This window comes from Acidisoma sp., from assembly GCF_035492295.1.
GTDB lineage: Bacteria > Pseudomonadota > Alphaproteobacteria > Acetobacterales > Acetobacteraceae > Acidisoma.
Window position 1 is genome coordinate 1 of record NZ_DATJJK010000206.1, and the last position, 17,278, is coordinate 17,278.

Below are 17,278 nucleotides of genomic sequence, written 5' to 3' on the forward strand. Positions count from 1 at the left end.
CGGAACCGGCCGCCCGGCGCGGCGATACCAGTAGCGGGCGTTGCCGAGGTCGCCCTCCTGGCGGTGCAGGTGGGCGTGGATGAGGTCGGAATCCGCCTCGCCCTCATGCTCCTGCACGATGTCGTGCGCTGCCTTCCAATCACCTTTGCCAGCCCACCACAGCGCTGCCAGCGCAGGTGCCAAATGCGCGGGCGGGGTGGATGCCGATAAACTCTGCCGGAAATCCTCAACCGTCTTCATGCACGCCTCCCTCCCTGTCCCGGCGGCATCAGTCGCGCCAGACCGGCGCCGATGCGGGCCGCCAATTGACCCAGTAGCGCATTGGTCAGCGCCACGACAGTCGCGTCGGTCTTGACCGGTCCTTGCACAGAAAAGCAGGGGCGGTCCCGGAGCGTTGCCTTCTTCTCGTTTCGTGGCGCCAGCGCTCAGTCGGCCTATATCGATGAGAAGATGCAAGCGCAGCACCGGAAAACGGCTGGTGCGTCACCCGCCGCGCGGTTGCAACGTGAGGGTCGCCTCAAGTGCCGGATCCGCCAAGTCCTGGGTGTGCCGGGCCACTCGGCTCCTCGTCCGGATCCTCCAACTCCACGCTCAGCGACCGCAGCTCCGTCGTATGCGGATGCCGCGTCCGGCCGGCGCGCAGATCCTCCGCCGAAAGGGTTTCCACCAGTTCGCCGCCCTGCATCACACCCACTTTCGGGCAAAGATGCGCGACCACGGCCAGGTTGTGGCTGACCATGACATAGGTGAGGCCGCGCGCCGCCTGCAGGCTTTTCAGCAGGTTCAGCACTTCCGCCTGCACCGAGACGTCGAGCGCGCTGGTCGGCTCGTCCAGCAGCAGAACCTCGGGTTCGGCCATCAGCGCGCGGGCAATGGCCACACGCTGACGCTGTCCGCCCGATATCTGGTGCGGAAAGCGAAAGCGCACGGATGCTGGCAGGGCCACTTCGGCGAGTGCCCGCAGGATACGGTTTTCGATATCGCCGATGCCATGGACCAGCAACGGTTCGGCCAGCGCGCGGTCGATCGTCTGGCCGGGATGCAGCGAGCCGTAGGGGTCCTGAAACACCATCTGCACGCGGCGGAAGAAGGCTTTGCTACGGCGGGGCGTCAGCGGGATGCCGTCCACCGCCATGCGTCCGGTCCATTCGGCATTGAGGCCGGAGAGTGCGCGCAGGATGGTCGATTTGCCGGAGCCGCTTTCCCCCACCATGCCGAAACTGCCGCCCTTGGGCACGGCGAAGGATACGCCACGCACGACCTCGCGGCTGCCGAAGCGGACGCGCAGATCCTCAACCGTGATCATGCCGCATTCCAGGAAGGATCGCGCGTCAATACCGGTAGCGTCTCTTTCGGGGCGACCAGCGAAGGCAGGCAGGCGAGCAGCCCGCGCGTATAGGGATGTTTCGCCCGGTGCAGGTCGGCAGCGCGCACCTCCTCCACGATGCGGCCTGCATACATCACCAGCACACGGTCGCAGAAGTGAGAGACCAACGGCAGATCGTGACTGATCAACATCAGCCCCATGCCGCGACGGGAAACGAGATCCTCGATCAGCCGAAGGATCTCGGCCTGCACCGTCGCGTCCAGCGCGCTGGTGGGCTCGTCGGCAATCAGCAGTTCGGGGTCAGGCGCCAACATCATGGCGATCATCACGCGCTGGCCCATGCCGCCCGAAAGCTCGTGCGGATAGAGCTTCGCGACCCGGGCAGGATCGCGGATCTTCACCTGCTCCAGCAGGTCGACCGCCGCTTGCGCCGCAACACGCCGCCCGCCGCCCTTATGCGCCGCCCAGGCCTCGGCAATCTGGGCCCCCGCCGTCATTACCGGATTGAGCGAGTATTTCGGGTCCTGCATGATCAGCCCCGCGCGCTTGCCGCGAATGCGGCGGAGTTTGCGCTCAGAGGCGCCGCGCAGATCGATACCGTCAAACTCCAGTCGGTCGGCGGTCACGACCGCACTATTCGGCAGCAGCCGCAACAGCGAGCGCGCGGTGAGCGACTTGCCGGAGCCGCTTTCCCCGACGATGCCGAGCTTCTCCTGGCCAAGTGTCAGCGAGACGCCGCGCACCGCCTCGCTCAGGCCCTGCGGCGTCGGGAAGCCGATGCGTAGATTGTCGATCCGAACCAGCATCAGCCTTGCCTCGGGTCAAGAACGTCGCGCAGACCGTCGCCGAGCAGGTTGAAGGCGAGGGAGGCGACGAAGATGGCGATGCCCGGGGTTGCAGGCACCCACCATTGGGCGAGGATGAAGGCACGCGAGGTCGCGATCATGGTGCCCCATTCGGGCGTCGGCGGCTGCGCGCCCATTCCGAGGAAGCCGAGGCCCGCGGCCGTCAGAATGATGCCGCTCATGGAGAGGGTCATGCGCACGATCATGCTGGAAAGGCAGAGCGGAATGATGTGGCGCAGGATGATGCGGGGGCGGCTGGCCCCGGTCAGCCGGGCGGCGGCGATGAAATCGCTGTGCCGGATGCCGAGCGTGTCGGCGCGCGCCTGGCGGGCATAGGGCGGCCAGGCGGTGAGCGCGATGGCGATCACCGCGCTGGTGATGCCGGGCTTGAGGGCGGCCACGAAGGCCAACGCCAGGATCAGCTGCGGCACGGCCAGGAAGACATCCGTGATGCGCATCAGCACGCGGTCCACCCAGCCGCCGGCATAGCCCGCGATACTGCCGACGGCGAGGCCCACGGGTGCCACCAGCACGACGATGGCGACCACCATGCCGAGCGTCACCCGCGCGCCGTAGAGCACGCGGGAGAGCAGGTCGCGGCCGAGTTCGTCGGTGCCGAGCCAGTGGGCGGCCGACGGTGGCTGCAGGCGCGCGGCGAGGTTCTGTGCGTCGGGATTCTGCGGGGCCAGCAGCGGCGCGAAGAAGGCTATGAAGATCAGCACGAGGACGATGACGAGGCCGAGCATGGCCAGGCCGTTGCGGCGGAACTGCAGCCAGCGGCGGTATTGCCGCCCCCAGGTGGCCTGGGCGCGGGAGGCCGGGGTATCGGTCAGCAGCCAGTCGCGCGTGCTCATCGCACCCTCGGATCGAAAAGCTTGTAGGCAAGATCGGCCAGCATGTTGAGGCCGATATAGACACAGCCGATCACCAGCGTCGCCCCGAGCACGGCGTTCATGTCCGCGTTCAGCAGCGACACGGTGAGATACTGCCCGATTCCGGGCCACGAGAAGATCACCTCGGTCAGCACGGCACCTTCCAGCAACCCGGCATAGGCCAGCGCGAGGACGGTAATCAGCGGCACCGCGATATTGCCGAATCCGTGCCGCCACAGGATGCGCGAGGCCGAAAGGCCCTTGGCCCGGGCGGTGACGATATACTCCCCGCCCAGCGCGTCGAGCATGAAGGCGCGGGTCATGCGGGTAATGGTGGAGAGGCTGAAATAGGCGAGGACCAGGGCGGGCAGGGCGAGATGCGCCAGCGCATCCCAGACCGCATCCCAGTCGCCGTCCAGCATCGCATCGATCACCAGCATGCCCGTCACATGCGGCACCATGCCGTCATACAGCACGTCCTGCTGCCCCGTGCCCGGCGCCCAGCCGAGCTTCACGTAGAAGACAAGGAGCGCGATGAGTCCGAGGACGAAGACCGGGATGGACTGGCCGGCCAGGCTCAGCACCCGCACCGCCTGGTCGAAGCGCGAGCCCTGCCAGGCGGCAGCGAAAACGCCGAGCGGAATGCCCACCAGCATGGCGATGAGGATGGCGGCCGTCGCAAGCTCCACGGTCGCCGGGAAATACTGCGCGATATCCTGCGTGACGGGATGCGAGGTCATCACCGAGCGGCCGAGATCGCCGTGCAGGAGATGGTTCACGTAGATCAGAAACTGCACGGGCAGCGGCCGGTCGAGCCCAAGCGAGTGGCGCGCCGCCGCCACCACGTCGGGCGGCGCATGATCGCCCACGATCGCGATGATCGGGTCGATCGGCACCACCCGGCCGATGATGAAGGTGACGAAGACCAGCCCGAAGAGCGTGACGAGCACGCTCCCGAGCGTTTGGGCGATGCCCTTCAGGCGTAGCAAGGCGCGGTCCCGGCCTCTAGCTCTTGGTGATGCCGCGATAGCTGGTGAAGTCCGGCAGCGCGCCCAGGAACAGGCCATTCACGCCGGCGCGCAGCGTCGCCACGTCATTCTTCTGCAGGACGAAGGCGAAGGGTGCGGTCTCCCAGAAGCTCTTCTGCATATCGGCATAAATCGCAATGCGCTTGGCGGTGTCCGTTTCCTTGGAGGCGGAGAGCACGTCGGCCGTCAGGGTCTTGTCCACGAAATGACTGCGCCAGGCGGGAACGCGCACCTTGCTCGCATCCGAGTCGTCCGGATTGAAGCAGAAAGCCTGCGCGTTCGAGTTCGGATCGAAATAGTCCGGGAACCATTCGAGGAGCGCGAGCTGATGGGCACGCTGGCGGGTCTTGGTGATGACCTGCTTCTCCTCTCCGGGCACCAGCGTGATCTTGATGCCAATGGCGCCGAGGTCGGCCTGAATGGCCTGGGCGATATCAGAATAGGGCGAATGGGAAATGTAATCCATGCTGACGGAGAAACCGTCCGCGAGGCCGGCCTTCTCCATCAGCGCCTTGGCTTTCGCGGTGTCTTTATGGAAGGGCGTCTCGTCCAGCGTGCCGGGCAGGCCCTTGGGCAGGAAGGATTGCGAGACATTCCAGGTATCGGGCGTGATGTGTTCGGCAATCGCCGCGTAGCCGATGGCCCATTTGATCGCCTGCCGCACTTCGGGCTTGGCCAACTGCGGCACGGATTCGTTCATGGCGACATACATCTGCGCCGCCTGATTGGCGGTGATCAGGTGGAGCTTCTTGTCGCCAGATATGGACTTGAGCTGATCCGATGTCAGGTCACGCGCAATGTCTACGTCGCCCTTCTGCACCAGCAGAAGCTGGGCGGAGGGGTCCGCGACATGACGGATGGCAATGCGCTTCATCGCCGGCTGCGGCTTGAAGTGCGGATTGACGTTGAGGATGATGTGGTCGCTCGCGACCCAGGAGACGAGCACGAAGGCGCCGCTGCCGGCGCTGTTCGTCTTCAGCCAGGCATTGCCGAAATCGCCATTCATGGCATGGGCCTCGGCCACCGCCTTCTCCACGATGCCGCCGACATTGGCCGAGAGGCAGTAGAGCAGAAAGCTCGTCGCCTGCAGGGCCGGAAGCTGGACGACGAGGGTATGGGCGTCGGTCGCCTTGATCAGGCTGTCGACATTCGCCGGCGTGAAGCCGAACTGGCCGATGACGAAAGCAGGCGCCTTGTTGAGCTTGATGACGCGCTGCAGGGAATAAGCGGCATCCTCGGCGGTCACCGCATTGCCGGAAGCGAAGAGCACGTCGGACTTGAGGTGGAAGGTGATGGTGAGACCGTCCGGGGTGACATCCCAGGACTGGGCGAGGTCGCCGACGATCTTGCTGGGATCCGCCCGATCAGGCACGACAAGTTTGCTGTAGCAATTGGAATCCACCTCGTTATCGGTGAACTCGTAGGATTCCGCGGGGTCGAGGCTCACCATGTCGTCGATCTGCTTCGCCATCACCGCCATGTTCTTGGGCGTCTTGGCGAAAGCCGGGGCGGCCGCGAGAGGGCCGAGGCCGAGAATGGCGGCCGTGCCGGCCGTGGTTGCGAGCAGGCTCCGACGTGTCAACATCACACACACTCTCTTTCTGCGGTTTGATCCGATCATATCAGCTGGGCGCCGGAACGGTAGAGGGGCCTGTGATCCGCCGCGCGGGCCCGCCGCAATCTGAATGTGCCTGATCCCAGGGCACGTGTGGCAGGCCGGGCCGGGCAGGGACGGCCTTGATTATGCGTGGATTTCAGGGCGAGCTGCGCCGGGGCGGCAATGCGAATAGAGAAATGCGAACCATTCGTCGTATTTTCAGCCACGGACCTGGCTTCACAGGGCTGCCGAACGGAGAAACGGATCCGGTCTCGGAGTCAGCGCCGGGTGATTGTCCCGGGCGCCGTGCCCGGTGGCCACGACCATATGGAACGCAACATCATGCTTCGACTGAAGGCGCCTGATCAGGCGCATCGCCGCGTCATCGCACTCACGGTGATGCTGTTTCTCACCTACCTCTCTGTTGCCATGTCATTGCCCGTGGTCCCGGTACACGTGGTCGCGACACTCGGGCTTAACAACGCCTATGCCGGGCTCGCAGTCGGCATCGCCTTTCTTTCGACAATCCTGACGCGCAGCCATGCAGGCGCGCTGGTGGATCGATTGGGCGGCAGGCCCTGCATGCGGCGCGGCCTGGTTCTCTATCTGGCGGCGGCACTCGTCTGCCTTGCTTCGGGCCTGCCGGTGCTGCCGGTGCCGCTCTCCTACGGGGTTCTCATCCTCGGCCGGCTGTTGCTCGGCCTGGGCGAGAGCCTGACCATGGTGGGCATGATCGGCTGGTCCATCGGCCTGATGGGTGCGGCGCGGTCCGGCCGGGTGATGTCGCTCGTCGGCATGGGCATGTATGGCGCCTTCGCGCTCGGCGGCCCGCTGGGCCTGGCACTGCTGCATCGGCTCGGCTTCTCCGGTACCATGGCGGTCTGCGCCCTTCTGCCTGTCTTGGGCCTCGCCTGCATCACGCTGGTGCCGGCGGTGGCGCCGCATGCCGGCCGGCGCGAAAGCTTCTGGCGGATCATCGGGCGGATCTGGCTGCCGGGCAGCACCGTGGGGCTGCAAGGCGTGGGTTTCGCGGCACTCGGCGCCTTCTTCTCACTGTATGCGCTCAGCCGGGGATGGGCCCATGCTGGCCTTGGCCTCACCTGTTTCGGTCTCGGCTTCGTGCTGGTCCGCCTGCTTTGCGGCCATCTGCCCGACCGCATCGGCGGCACGCCGGTCGCCATTGCCTCGCTCGCCGTGGAGGCCTGCGGCCAGTATCTCATCTGGCTGGCCCCCGGACCGGGCGCGGCGCTGCTCGGCGCGCTGCTCACCGGCCTCGGCTGCTCCATGGTCTTTCCGGCCATGGGCTCGGAGGTCGTCAAGCTGGTGCCACCGCAGCTGCGCGGCACCGCGGTCGGCGGCTTCGCCGCCTTCCAGGATCTCGCCTATGGGCTGACCGGGCCGGTGATGGGTCTGGTCGCCGATCATTCCGGTTATGGGCCGATCTTCTTCATCGGCGGTCTTGCGGCGAGCGGGGCGCTGCTCATGGCAGTTGCCGCGCACCGGGCCAGCCGTCCCCGCCCGGCGTGATTGCGCGCACCCCGCGCGTCGCGATGGACCCTTGCCGATCCAGCCCGGATGAGCACACTATCGCGGAATAATTCCGGGAAGCGTCCATGTTCCGCTCTGTCCTGCTGGCCTGCGCCTGCCTTGCCCTCGGCGGCTGTGTGAAGGACGATGTGGTTGTCGAGGATGGGCAGGTCACCTCCACGCACGCAGTAGCCGCGAGTGTGGCCGCGCCCGTAGCAGTGCCCGCAGCGGCGGCCCAGCCGGCGCCACCGACCGTGGTGTTGACCTCCACCGCGCGGATGGCAAAGGCCAAGGAGATCGTCATGCACAAGGCGACGATGGCCGGTGCCACCCTACTGCTCGCCGCCCCGGAATCCCTGAACGCGGACTGCTCTCCGCTCGGTTCGGTGGGAGCCAAGGTGGTGGTGGCGCCGGATCACGGCAAGGTTCATATCGCTTCAGGAACGGCGTTTCCGCACTATGTGCCCGGCGATCCACCCTATGCCTGCAATTCCAGACGTAGCCCGGCAACGATCATCACCTACCAGTCCTCGCCCAGCTTCTACGGCGAGGATACCACGGCGGTGCAGATTTTCTTCCCCGATGGCGATGCGCCCACCGTGCTGTTCCATATCGCGGTACGCTAGTCGCCGGGGCCATTCCCGCCGGTAGGGACAGCACAACCGGTCAGTAACCGGCCGAACGACGCGTCAAACATTGGATAACGTCGCAAGCGCGGCGCGCAGCGCATCGGGATCGAAGGTGCGGAGTTTGCGTTCGATCGCGGCATGAGTTTCCCGCCAGATGGGCAGGGCGGCGGCAAGCGCTGCCGCGCCGGCTTCTGTAAGGACGAGCAGGCGGGTGCGGCGGTCGACCTCCGAGGGTTGGATCCGCACCAGCCCGCGCCGCTCGAGTGGCTTAAGCGCCGCGGTGAGTGTCGTGCGGTCCATCTCCAGAAGCTTGGCAACCGGGCCCATCGGTGGCGGCGCAGGGCGGTTCAGCGCCATCAGCAGAGAGAATTGTTGGTTGGTCAGCCCGGCCGGCCGCAACACTTCGTCGAAGCGCCGCGCCAGTGCGCGTGCCGCGCGCTGCGCATGAAGGCAGAGGCACGTATCGCGAACCAGCAGGGTAATCTCGAAAGGCACTGTATTTGACATGATCTAGATATGTTGATATCAACCTAATTGTCAAGGCCGGAGCGAAATTGGTTCGGTGGCTGCTGGCACCGGGATGATATGCTGCGGGGCGCGGGTCTTTTCACCATGGGTAATACCGTCTGGATGAGGAGGAAAAACGATGAAGCAGGGTGATTTCGTCTGGCACGAACTGTGCACAACCGATCCCGTCGCCGCGGCGGCTTTCTATGGCAAGGTCGTTGGCTGGACGATCAGACCTTCGGGTTTGCCGGGCATCGACTACAGCCTCGCCTGTCTTGGGGACCGGCAGATCGCCGGCATCATGACTTTGCCGGCAGCACAGATGCCGCCGCGCCCGATCTGGTTCGGCTACATTGCCGTGGATGACGTCGATGCCAAGGCGAAGGAGATCGAGACAGCCGGAGGCAGCATCCACAAGGCGCCGGAGGACATCCCCTCGATCGGCCGTTTCGCGGTCGTATCCGACCCGCAGGGGGCGGTCTTCATGCTGTTCAAGGGAGCCGGCGAGCCACCGCCGCCACTCGGCATGATGCAGACCGGCTCGGTCGGGTGGAATGAGCTGCACGCGCGCGATGCGCCGGCGATCTGGCCCTTCTACGAAGAGACGTTTGGCTGGAGCAAGGACACCGCGCACGACATGGGTCCGATGGGCGTCTACCAGCTCTTCAAGGGCAGCGGCTTGCCCTGCGGCGGCATGATGACGGATACGCAATCCTCGCCGCACCCCTACTGGCTCTACTATTTCGTGGTTGATGACATCGACGCCGGGTTGGAACGGGTGAAGTCCAATGGCGGCACGGTGCTGTTCGGCCCGCAGGAAGTGCCCGGGGGTGCCTGGATCATCAACGCACAGGATCCCCAGGGCGGCAACTTCGCGCTCGTGGGGATGAGAAAGGGCTGACGCGAGGGAGGTCTCGGCGACGAACCGGACCGCCGTGGCAGGACGGCGGTCATTCCCGCGTTGGCGTTAACGGATCGTCAAGTCCTTCGTGTCATCGATGAGTGACGATGGCTCTCTCGCGGAGGTCCTGCGCGCCATGCCCGCAGGCGCCGCGCGGGCGCGCGGCGCAGAGATTGCAGCACCGCAAGGATTTACATTTGCTTAGCAAGCCCAGCCCTAGACTCACGTGAGTTGGTGGCTCCAGGCGTGTCGCGCGCGAGCCGGATGACGCCAGCAGACGATTGCCCGCCTGCCAACCCATGGAGCCAACATGTCCGATATCAAGCAGCAGCTGACACCCTGGGGAGCCGCCGACCAGGCAACGGGGGCCATGGTCTATGACCTGATCCACACGAATCTCGAAGCCATCCTGCTGAAAGCCTACCGCGCGGCGGACGCCTCGCTGCAGAAGATGCCGGAGGACACGCTGGCCATCGAGCAGCGGAAATTCGCCTTCATCGCGCGCGGCGACTTTTCGAACGACTATTTCGAGCAGCAGGCTGTGATTTCCAAGGGCCTTGCCGAACAGGTGGATTATGTACGCTATCTGAGCAGCGTCTATGCCGCCTATGCCGCCGGCCTGACGCAGACTTTGCTGAAAAGAAAAAGCCGCTTCAGAGGCGACCGCGACAAGCTGATCGAATCCCTGATGCGCTCGGTTCTGTCGGATGTTGCCGTCGTCATGCATCATTACTTCGATCACATGACCAAGACTGCCGATGCCGCCCGCGCCACGATCGAGGCGGAGCGCGCCCGTGTCGCCGAGGAAGATCACCATGCCATGGAGATTTTGGCGAAAGGCATGGTCGCCCTGGCCGAAGGTGACTTGACGCATCGGATCACCGCACATTTGTCCGAGAAGAACGAGGCGCTGAAACGAAACTTCAATGCGACTGCGCAAAGCATGGAAGAGACGATGAAGGCCATCGTCACCAGCACCAAAAGCGTGCGCGCCGGCGCGGGCGAGATCACCAAGGCCACCGACGATCTTTCCCGTCGCACCGAACAGCAGGCCGCCAGTCTGGAGGAGACCGCCGCGGCACTGGACCAGGTCACCGCCAATGTGAAGGCAACCGCCCAGGGTGCCAACGAGGCGCGTGGCGTCGTCAGCTCCGCCAAGACCGATGCGGAGCGCTCCGGGGCGGTAGTGGGTGAAGCGGTCAAGGCCATGGGCGGGATCGAGAACTCATCCAAGCAGATCGGCAACATTATCGGCGTGATCGACGAGATTGCTTTCCAGACCAATCTTCTAGCGCTCAATGCCGGGGTCGAGGCGGCGCGGGCCGGCGATGCCGGGCGTGGCTTCGCGGTTGTCGCGACGGAGGTGCGTGCGCTGGCGCAGCGCTCCGCCGATGCCGCGAAGGAGATCAAGACCCTCATCATGGCCTCCAGCAAGCAGGTGGAGACGGGGGTCAAGCTGGTCGCGGAGACCGGGCAGGCGCTGGAACGCATCGTCGATCAAGTCAACAGGATGAGCGTGCTGGTCACCGAGATCGCCAATTCCGCCCAGGAACAGGCAACCGGCCTGGCCGAGGTGAATACCGCGGTCAATCAGATGGACCAGGCGACGCAGCAGAATGCCTCCATGGTGGAGGAAACAACCGCTGCCAGCCACGGCATGGCCAGCGAGGCGGAGGATTTGGCGCGCATGGTCGGGCAGTTCTCAATCAGCAGCGCCGAACCCGCGCGGCGCGAGGGTACAGCGCCCAAAGCCGCCCCCCAGGCCCCCGCAGGCAGTGTGCCGCGCCGGGCGCTGTCTCGCCCGGTCGCGGAGCGGCGCGTTGCGGCAGGGTCAGCGAAGCCCAAGCCGGTGGCAGCCCATGCCGGCGATGAGGGCTGGGACGAGTTCTAGAGTGCGATCCGGACGAATGCCGCCGTCCTCATGAGATCACGGCATTCGGACTGAGCCGCGTTTGCCTGTAAGTGAGAGGCGCGGATGGTCTCCCATTCGCGATCCCGTATTTGCCGGCTCAGCGAGGCTAGGCGGTGCGCAGCCGTTTCTCGGCGGCCAGCCTGAGACTTCTCTCTTCTGCGACAGCCATGACGTAGCGCAGATGCCTCAGCTCCATGCTTGTCCCTATAGCTCGCAGGCATAGCTCTGAACCTACAAAGTATTATTCAAGAAAACCAGTGGCCGTTACTTATCTGCCACGGCGCTCCCCATCCTTCGGTGGGGAGCCAAATTCGGGAGAAAATCAACATGATGAAACTTGAGGGGAAAACCGCTCTTGTCACCGGCGGGTCGCGGGGCATCGGTGCCGGCATCGCCAAACGACTGGCGAAGGACGGTGCCAAGGTCGCCATCACCTATACCCGCGGCACCGATGCGGCGGCGCAGGTGGTGGCGGAGATCGAACGTGCGGGTGGCACCGCCATCGCCATTCAGGCGGATGCGGCGGATGCCAAGGCCGTTCAGGCCGCGGTCGAGAAAACCGTCGCCACCTTCAACAGGCTCGACATCCTCGTCAACAATGCCGGTACCGCCATTCCAAAACCCTTCGAGGAGGCCACGCTCGAAGAGATGGACCGCGTGATCGACATCAATCTGCGCGGTGTGTTCGTCGCAACGCAGGCGGCGCTCAAGCATTTGGGCGAGGGCGGCCGCATCATCACGATCGGCTCGAGTGTCGGCGAACGGATGGCAACGCCTGGCTTGGTCGCCTATGCCGCCACCAAGGGGGCGGTGAAGATGTTCACCCAGGGTCTCGCCCGGGAAGTGGGGTCCCGTGGCATCACGGTCAACAATGTCCAGCCCGGGCCGATCGATACCGATCTCAATCCCGCTGCCGGAGACTGGGCAAGCCCGCAGATCGCGAATACGGCGTTGAAGCGCTACGGCCATGCCGATGACATCGCGGCGATGGTCGCCTTCGTGGCGGGGCCGGAGGCCAGCTACATCACCGGCGCCAATTTGACCGTCGACGGCGGCACCAATGCCTGAGGAGTATCGTGCGGGGTGACGGCCGACCGCCGCCTCGCACGCCAACCCTCAGGTTGCCTCGCCGCGTAGGAGGGCGAGCCAGGCACGGGCGGCGTCCGAAAGGTAGCCGTCCCGCCGCCAGGCAAGGACCATGTGCCACAGCATGTCGGGCTCGGTGACCGTGACCACGCGCACGCCGGGAGGCGCGCGCTCCTCCACGATCAGTCGCGGGAGGAAACCGATGCCGAGCCCGGCCGCGACCAGCGCGAAGATGAAATCGGGCTGGCTGGACCGGGCGACGATCCGCGGGCTGATCCCCGCCTTGGCGCATGCATCCAGCACCATGGCGTTCAGCGCAAACCCGGCTTCGAAGAGGATGAATGGATGATCGGCGAGGGCGGCCAGTGGCACCGGTCGGTCGCGGGGCAGGTGATCCGCCTGCGGCACCACGGCGACCACCGGTGAACGCCGGGCATCCTGCCAGTCGAAGGCGTCGGGCACCGGCATCAGCAGGGCACCGAGGTCGATTTCACCCTCCCGCAGCATCTCCTGGAGCCGGCTCGACCCCTGTTCCACCAGCGAAATCTCGATCCCCGGATAGCGCGCCCGATAGGTTGCGAAATGCGGTGCGAAAAGCGTACTGGCACCAATAGGCGCCAGGCCTAGCCGCAGGCGGCCGCGCCGCAGGCCGCGCATCTCCTCCAGTTCCCGCACCAGATCCGCGCGGTCCGCCAGCATTTTCAACGCGCGCGCATGAACCACCTCGCCAGCCACCGTGAGGTGGGAGCGATGGCCGACACGGTCGAGCAGCGGCAGCCCGACCTCCTCCTCCAACTGCCGCACCGTCTTGCTGACATTGGATTGCGTCGTATGCAGCGCTTCCGCCGCCTGGGAGAAGCCGCCCTGGCGGATGACCTCGGTGAAGGCACGGAGAGCACGCAGATCCATAAGTATTCCATTTTAGACTGATTTAGATCGAAACAAGTCATTTTACATATATTGTCTGCTCTGGCTATCCTTTGTCCATCCCGGCCACCCGTCAGGCGGCCTCATTCACTTTCTGAGCGGCATTTCCTTTGAGCATGGTCGGCGCCATTTCCCTACTTTTCGTCTGCGAATTCGTGGGCGACGTCGTGGCGCGGGTAGTCGGCCTGCCGCTTCCGGGCTCCGTGCTCGGCATGGTGATCCTGCTGCTTTGGCTCGCGAGCCTGAAGCGCGAGCGAGAGACGCTGAGCCAGGTCACCAGTTGGCTGACCGCCCATCTCTCCGTGATGTTCGTGCCGGCGGCGGTCGGCCTTGTTGCTCAAGGGCCCGTGTTGTCCCGCTACGGCATCGGCCTCGTCGTCGCGACGACGGTCTCCACATTGCTCACACTGGTGGTCACCGTTCTCGTTTTCCATTGGGCGCTTGCCCTGGGCGAGCGCCGCGCGCCGCTGGGGCGGGAGAAGGGGGTCGTCGCATGAGCGATCTTCTTGCCAGTCCCGTCGCCTGGCTCGCCATCACCTTGGTGGTCTTCGAGGGGGCGGACATGCTCTCCCGCCGTTCGGGGCGGCATCCGCTCTGCCATCCCGTGCTGCTCGCCACGCCGGTGCTGATCGCGCTGTTGCTGCTGACCCGCACGCCCTATCCCGTCTATCTGGGCAGTACGCATGTGCTGGGCTTCCTGCTCGGGCCGGCGGTCGTTGGTCTGGCCGTACCCATCTGGCAGCGGCGCGCGCTCATCCGCCGGCTTGCGGTACCGATCCTGCTGGCGCTCATCGCCGGTGCGGTGACGGCGAGCGTCAGCGCCGTCGCCATCCTCTCCCTCTTCGGGGCGCCGCACGCGATCCTCGCCTCCATCGCCCCGCGCGCGCTGACGACGCCGGTCGCGATGTCCATGGCTCATGTGCTGGGCGGAGTGCCCTCGCTCGCGGCGGCAATCGTTCTCTTCGCCGGGGTGATCGGTGCCATGGCTGCAACACCGCTCTTCAACGTGCTGAAGATACGGGATTATCGAGCGCGCGGCTTCGCCATCGGCGTCGCCGCCCACGGGTTTGGCACGGCGCGCGCCTTCCAGGTGGACCCTACTGCCGGTGCCTTCGCGAGCCTCGGCATGGCGCTCAACGCTATCGTCACCTGCGTGCTGCTTTCGGTTTTCGGTTTCCTGATCTGAACCGGCGAACCCTAGGCGAGGGGAGCGAGGCTGCCATCCTTCTCCCGTTCGCGAAGGGCCCGCGCGCCGAGCGCCGTCTGCGGGCGGGCCGGGTTCACGGCATAGACGAAGCCGGCGGCCCAATCCGCCACGGCCTCGCATGGCATCGGTCGGGCAAGCGAGAAACCCTGGCCGTAATCAGCGCCGAGGAAAGCCACCATCTCGATCAGATCGGGCCTTTCCAACCCCTCCGCCACCACGGTCATGCCGAGCCGGTGGGCCACCTGGATCAGTCCGCCGATGAAGGGAATGGTGCTTTGCGGGTCCGTCAGCGCCTGGTGAATCAGGTTCTGGTCGATCTTCACCTTGTCGAAGGGCAGGGTGCGCAGCCGCTGCAGCCCGCTATAGCCGGAGCCCAGATCGTCCATAACCAGATGCACACCGCGGTTGGAAAGGTCGCGCAGCGCGCTGGTCGCCTGGTCCTTCCAGTTCCGCGTGTCGCCGAGTTCCAGGAGTTCGAGATACAGGCGGTCTGGCGCGATGCCGAAGCGGTCCAGCGCCTCGGTGATCCAATCCGTGCAGCCCTCGGCCTCGAGCACCGCCGGGGGCAGGTTGACGCCGAGCCCGAGGCCCGGCAGCCGGTCGGCGGTCTGCGCCAGGAAGTCGAGCGACTGATGCAGGCCGCGGCGGAACAAGTGCTGCAATTCCAGGCTGCCATAGGCTGAGAGGAATTCGGGCGGTGGAAGGCTCTGACCCTCGAGCGTGATCCGCGCCAGTGCTTCCACCATGGACAGCCTGCCGGAGCGGAGATCGATAAGCGGTTGCATTTCCATCCGCAGCCCGTCGCCGTAAAGCGCATTGCGCAGACTACGACGACGCTCGACGGAGATGGGCGCCTGCGTGGCGGTGGCCACGCCGCTGCCACGCTGCACGATCTCCTGTAGCGCCCAAAGCCAAATGCTCGCGTGCTGATTTGAGAATTGGCCGGGATAAGCGCCGAACAGCGTCAGGATCGCGACAGGCAGACCGCTGTCATCCCGCACCGGCACGGCCGCCGCGCTGCGCACGCTGAAAAGCTGGGCGGTCGGCACCATAGCCGCCATGCGCGGATCGAGGGCAATGTTGTTCGTGACCTCGATCTGCCCCGTGCCCCACGCCCGGAGCGTACAGGGTTCGAGATGGACCTCCTGCGTTCCGAAGCAAAGTGCGATGCCGCGTGCCTCGAGATCCATAAAAACGTTGAGTGCGCAGCCGGCGCTGAATTCCACCACATGCAGATTGTGATCATTCGGTCGGCCCCAGGCGGCACCGTGGATGCCGCACAGGGTGCTCAACGTCTGGACCAGTTCGCCAGGGAAGGTGCCGGCGGCGAACCAGGCGCCCGCGCCCTGTTGGATACGGGCGATAGCCTGCTGCCGCTCGATGTCGATCTGCCAGCGACCCTGCTGCTCGAACTGGAGTTCGTTGGCAAGGCGCGCCTGCAGAACGGTCTGGGCCTGCAGGCGTTGAACGGCGGTCAGCGGCGCACGATCGACGGTCCGGCGCAGCATCGCTCCGAACTGCTCAAGCATGCGAAACGTGTCGGCCGAGGGCAGTCCGACCACCCCGTGGACGGTGCCGACCTTGAGCGAACGCACGCGATGTGCGGTCTCCGTCAGATCGGGTTGAGCCAGAAAGACGAAGTGGTTGCGCAGGGAGGTCGCGAGGCTCGCCGTCTCGGCCGCCGCCATCATCGTCAAGATCCGGTGGCTCTGCTCCATGCCGCTGAGGAGGCCGACCAAGCGGGGCATTTCGGCCTCTATGGCGTGAGCGATCGCCGCCCCGAGTTGGCCCAGCAATTCGCGGCTGGTCTCCCCGTAGGGTGCCGCCGCCATGGCGGGATCACGCTCGGCCATCGGCTGACCCGCGATGTGCCACCACGTCGTGCGCGTGAGCTTCTTCGCCTTGATCTCGTTCAGGGCCACGAAAGCGGTGCGGAGCAGTCCGTCGCGATTGGCCGCATCTTGCGGATAGAGGGCAAGGCCGAGGCTCATCCCGACCGTCATTTCTACCCCGCCCGGGGCCAGGAAAGGTTCGGCGAAGCCGGTTTCAAGCTGGCGCAGAACGGCTTCGGCCGCGGCCAGGGTCTGGCCGTCATCCGGCAGGTCCAGGATCAGGACGAATTCATCCGCGCCGAGGCGCCCGACGAATTGCCCGGATGGCAGCGTCTCCCTTAGCCGAACGGCCACGTCCTGCAGCAGCCGGTCGCCGGCCGTAAGGCCGTGGACATCGTTGAAGGTCTTGAAGTCGTCGAGGTCGATGACGCCGACCGCGACGGCCCGGCCTTCTACTTCGGCTTGGATGAGGGCGTCGGGCAGGCGCTGCTCAAAGGCGTAGCGGTTGGGCAAGCCCGTCTGCCAGTCCCGGAACGCGAGATGCTCGAGTTCTTGCTGGGCGCGCATCCTGCCGGCAATGGCGCTCTGGGCGCGGCGCAGCAATGCGACCGTGCGCCACAAAATGAGAAGCACGACGATGATCACGGAGATCACGGCGGAACCGAGAACATGGGGCGGCAGCAGGGGAGAGGTGATGTCGCGCCCGAGTTCCAGCGCGAGAATGAGAATGACCAGACCGGCCAGAAGGAGGCCGGTCAGCAGGGTCTCGGTCTTGCCACAGACGCGCAGACTTGGGTCGGGGCGTTGCTCTGGCGTCGTTTGCGCCGGCAAGGTCATTCCGTGTCTCCACTCACTGTCGCAACGATATCAAGCTTTGCGGAGGAAGCGACCCATTAGACGACAAAACGTCGGTACACAGTCCCGCGCGCGAGCCGGTGAGCCGGTTGCAGGGGACCGGACGATGCATCACCTGCCGTTGCGAAGGAGACAGCGGAGATGACAATGAGCGATACACGGACCACGGATGCCGGTTTCACAATGGAGAATCCGGTGGACAAATATCCGACCCCGCCCTTCCCAC

General features: G+C 65.4%; 16 protein-coding genes. 7 read left to right on the forward strand and 9 right to left on the reverse strand.

The window, feature by feature from the left end; translation table 11 throughout:
* The 6 genes from VL752_RS15865 to VL752_RS15890 form a co-directional block, all read right to left on the reverse strand.
* A partial coding sequence (locus VL752_RS15865; protein WP_325356831.1) for a hypothetical protein occupies positions 1-240 on the reverse strand: 240 nt, incomplete at its 3' end.
* A 277-nt stretch (positions 241-517) separates the two neighbouring features.
* A complete protein-coding gene (locus VL752_RS15870; protein WP_325356832.1) occupies positions 518-1,306 on the reverse strand; it encodes an ABC transporter ATP-binding protein in 789 nt (262 codons plus the stop codon).
* Positions 1,303-2,133 (reverse strand): ABC transporter ATP-binding protein, encoded by an 831-nt coding sequence (locus VL752_RS15875; RefSeq protein ID WP_325356833.1) that lies wholly within the window; start codon positions 2,131-2,133, stop codon positions 1,303-1,305. Before VL752_RS15875 ends, VL752_RS15870 begins: the two co-directional genes overlap by 4 nt.
* Positions 2,133-3,026: an ABC transporter permease gene (locus VL752_RS15880; protein WP_325356834.1), complete on the reverse strand. Its 894-nt coding sequence runs from the start codon at positions 3,024-3,026 to the stop codon at positions 2,133-2,135. The genes VL752_RS15875 and VL752_RS15880 overlap by 1 nt, the downstream gene beginning before the upstream one ends.
* Positions 3,023-4,033: an ABC transporter permease gene (locus VL752_RS15885; protein WP_325356835.1), complete on the reverse strand. Its 1,011-nt coding sequence runs from the start codon at positions 4,031-4,033 to the stop codon at positions 3,023-3,025. Before VL752_RS15885 ends, VL752_RS15880 begins: the two co-directional genes overlap by 4 nt.
* Positions 4,034-4,049: 16 nt before the next feature.
* Entirely contained in the window at positions 4,050-5,657 is a 1,608-nt protein-coding gene (locus VL752_RS15890) for an ABC transporter substrate-binding protein (RefSeq protein WP_325356836.1), read from the reverse strand.
* Between the two features lie 354 nt (positions 5,658-6,011).
* On the opposite strand from VL752_RS15890, the gene VL752_RS15895 reads away from it, so the two are divergent.
* Both VL752_RS15895 and VL752_RS15900 read left to right on the forward strand, forming a co-directional pair.
* Positions 6,012-7,196: an MFS transporter gene (locus VL752_RS15895; protein ID WP_325356837.1), complete on the forward strand. Its 1,185-nt coding sequence runs from the start codon at positions 6,012-6,014 to the stop codon at positions 7,194-7,196.
* An 86-nt stretch (positions 7,197-7,282) separates the two neighbouring features.
* On the forward strand, positions 7,283-7,822 hold the full coding sequence (locus VL752_RS15900) for a hypothetical protein (RefSeq protein WP_325356838.1): 540 nt from the start codon (positions 7,283-7,285) through the stop codon (positions 7,820-7,822).
* A gap of 63 nt (positions 7,823-7,885) precedes the next feature.
* On the opposite strand, the gene VL752_RS15905 is transcribed toward VL752_RS15900, so the two are convergent.
* A complete protein-coding gene (locus tag VL752_RS15905; protein ID WP_325356839.1) occupies positions 7,886-8,332 on the reverse strand; it encodes a MarR family winged helix-turn-helix transcriptional regulator in 447 nt (148 codons plus the stop codon).
* A gap of 139 nt (positions 8,333-8,471) precedes the next feature.
* On the opposite strand from VL752_RS15905, the gene VL752_RS15910 reads away from it, so the two are divergent.
* The 3 genes from VL752_RS15910 (at position 8,472) to VL752_RS15920 (ending at position 12,213) form a co-directional block, all read left to right on the forward strand.
* Complete coding sequence (locus VL752_RS15910; RefSeq protein WP_325356840.1) at positions 8,472-9,233, forward strand: VOC family protein; 762 nt, start codon at positions 8,472-8,474, stop codon at positions 9,231-9,233.
* 310 nt (positions 9,234-9,543) lie between these two features.
* Entirely contained in the window at positions 9,544-11,124 is a 1,581-nt protein-coding gene (locus VL752_RS15915) for a methyl-accepting chemotaxis protein (RefSeq protein WP_325356841.1), read from the forward strand.
* Positions 11,125-11,472: 348 nt separating this feature from the next.
* Positions 11,473-12,213, forward strand: coding sequence for a 3-oxoacyl-ACP reductase family protein (locus VL752_RS15920; protein WP_325356842.1), 741 nt, complete (start codon positions 11,473-11,475; stop codon positions 12,211-12,213).
* 48 nt (positions 12,214-12,261) lie between these two features.
* On the opposite strand, the gene VL752_RS15925 is transcribed toward VL752_RS15920, so the two are convergent.
* Positions 12,262-13,140 (reverse strand): LysR family transcriptional regulator, encoded by an 879-nt coding sequence (locus VL752_RS15925; protein WP_325356843.1) that lies wholly within the window; start codon positions 13,138-13,140, stop codon positions 12,262-12,264.
* Between the two features lie 134 nt (positions 13,141-13,274).
* Between VL752_RS15925 and VL752_RS15930 the strand changes: the two genes are divergently transcribed.
* Both VL752_RS15930 and VL752_RS15935 read left to right on the forward strand, forming a co-directional pair.
* Positions 13,275-13,655 carry a CidA/LrgA family protein gene (locus VL752_RS15930; protein WP_325356846.1) on the forward strand — a complete coding sequence of 127 codons (381 nt, stop codon included), beginning with the start codon at positions 13,275-13,277 and terminating at the stop codon, positions 13,653-13,655.
* A complete protein-coding gene (locus tag VL752_RS15935) occupies positions 13,652-14,344 on the forward strand; it encodes an LrgB family protein (RefSeq protein ID WP_325356844.1) in 693 nt (230 codons plus the stop codon). The genes VL752_RS15930 and VL752_RS15935 overlap by 4 nt, the downstream gene beginning before the upstream one ends.
* Before the next feature lie 11 nt (positions 14,345-14,355).
* Here the strand turns inward: VL752_RS15935 and VL752_RS15940 are convergent, their stop codons facing one another.
* On the reverse strand, positions 14,356-17,034 hold the full coding sequence (locus tag VL752_RS15940) for an EAL domain-containing protein (protein ID WP_325356845.1): 2,679 nt from the start codon (positions 17,032-17,034) through the stop codon (positions 14,356-14,358).
* Positions 17,035-17,278 lie beyond the last annotated feature (244 nt).